At 64.5% G+C, this 2,262-nt stretch carries 1 protein-coding gene; it reads left to right on the top strand.

Translation table 11 applies throughout. From position 1 onward, the window contains the following. Positions 1-369: 369 nt before the first annotated feature. On the top strand, positions 370-2,262 hold a 1,893-nt coding region (gene dnaX, locus GNZ13_RS31360), incomplete at its 3' end, for a DNA polymerase III subunit gamma/tau (protein WP_172171834.1).

Below are 2,262 nucleotides of genomic sequence, written 5' to 3'. Positions count from 1 at the left end.
GCCGAGTGGAAGCTCGTCTGCACGGCGTTGAACCTGCGCCGAATGGCGAAAATGATGTACGCGTAAGCCCGGAAAGGGGGGCCATTTCAAGCAATTTCGTCGTCGACCAAGCCATTCTTTGGTAGGTGGGCGCGCCAAACCGAAAGCGGTCGCGATGCCGGACGCCGCAGCGTCCCCGCTGTCAGCTCAAAACTCGTCTGCCGCGCAGACTCCTAGGCGCTGTCACGCAGACGCTGCATTGGTGTTCTCCGCGCGCTTCATCTATTTTTTTCTATCGGTCCGTTAGCCAGTTTCAATGAAGCGGCAACACGCGTTCGCGCGCCGTCTCGATTCGGTTTTGCGCGCCATCGTTACTGATACAATTTCCGGATGACCTATCAAGTTCTCGCACGCAAATGGCGGCCGAAGGATTTCGCTTCGCTCGTCGGACAGGAGCACGTGGTGCGCGCGCTCACGCACGCGCTCGACGGTGGCCGTCTGCATCATGCCTATCTGTTTACCGGCACCCGCGGCGTCGGTAAAACCACGCTGTCGCGCATCTTCGCCAAGGCGCTGAATTGCGAAACCGGTGTGACCTCCACGCCGTGCGGCGTGTGCCGCGCGTGCCGCGAGATCGATGAAGGCCGCTTTGTCGATTATGTCGAGATGGACGCGGCGAGCAACCGCGGTGTCGACGAAATGGCGGCGCTGCTGGAGCGCGCGGTTTACGCGCCGGTCGATGCGCGCTTCAAGGTCTACATGATCGACGAAGTGCACATGCTGACCAACCACGCGTTCAACGCGATGTTGAAGACGCTGGAAGAGCCGCCTTCGCACGTCAAATTCATTCTCGCCACCACCGATCCGCAGAAGATTCCGGTCACGGTGCTGTCGCGCTGTTTGCAGTTCAATCTGAAGCAGATGCCGGCCGGGCACATCGTGTCGCATCTCGAGCACATTCTCAGCGAAGAGAAGGTGCCGTACGACGCCCAGGCATTACGTCTGCTCGCGCGCGCGGCCGACGGCTCGATGCGCGACGCACTCTCGCTGACCGACCAGGCGATCGCCTATTCGGCCAATCAGGTGAATGAAGACGCAGTGCGCGGCATGCTCGGCGCGCTCGATCAAAGCTATCTGATTCGCCTGCTCGACGCGCTGGCCGATGGCGATGGCGCCACCGTGCTGGCCGTCGCGGACGAGATGGCACTGCGCAGCCTGTCGTTTTCGACGGCCTTGCAGGATCTGGCGAGCCTGTTGCACCGAATCGCGTGGGCGCAGTTCGCGCCGTCGTCGGTGTTGGACGAGTGGCCGGAAGCGGGTGATCTGCGTCGCTTTGCCGAAGCGTTGAGCGCCGAGCAGGTGCAGTTGTTCTATCAGATTGCGACCATCGGCCGAAGCGAACTGGGTCTCGCGCCTGATGAATACGCCGGTTTCACGATGACGCTGTTGCGCATGCTGGCGTTCGAGCCGGCGCCCACCGGCGGTGGTGGCGGCGCGGCTGCGGCGCGTCCGGCAGGATCGGCAGGGGCGGGTGGCGCGAGGCGCGCCGGCTCGCCGGCGGTCGCTGCGCAACAGGTGGTGACGCCGTCGCGTACGGTTGAAGCAGCCGCCTCCGTGCCGGTGCGCTCCGCAAATCCGGTGGCAGAAGCGAAGCTCGCGACGCCGGATTTGCAACACCTGGCGTCCGCGGGGTCTGTTGAAAATGCTGACACACCGAAGCCAACTATGGGTGAAGCGGCAATCGTTTCCAGGCCCGCAGCAGCATCCGCATCGGCCTCTGGCGAAGCGAGCGCGGCGGCTGTGCCCACGGCGGCGGACGTCATTGCCGCACCGGCTTTAGCGCCGTGGCAGGAAGAGACGTCCGTCGAACCGATTCTGAGCGATTCGGCGCCTGCATCTACGGACACGAGCGCGCCCCGAGCGGCTTCGATGTCCGAAGCGGCGTCCCCGGCGCCAGCTGCCGAAGCGACCGAATCGATCGCAGCAACGAAAGTAGCGGCTGCACCGGCCTTGGCACCGTGGGACGATGCGCCCGAATCGATCGCACCAATGAAAGTAACGGCCGCCCCGGCGTTGGCACCATGGGATGACACGCCCACCGAGCCAGCTCCGAACGAATCACCCGCTGCGGCCGCTTCTCAGGAATCGGCGCCCGCGTCTTCGCTCGCTGCTCCAGCCGCAGCCGCGTTTGCACGGGCAGAAGAGACCGCGCCCGCGACGGCATCGCAAGAATCGCCACCCGCAGCCGACATTCCGCCGCGCCGTGCAGGCGGGGCGGAATGT

The sequence above is a fragment of the Paraburkholderia elongata genome, assembly GCF_013177735.1.
Taxonomy (GTDB): domain Bacteria; phylum Pseudomonadota; class Gammaproteobacteria; order Burkholderiales; family Burkholderiaceae; genus Paraburkholderia; species Paraburkholderia elongata.
This window is presented reverse-complemented; position numbering and strand designations above follow the sequence as displayed.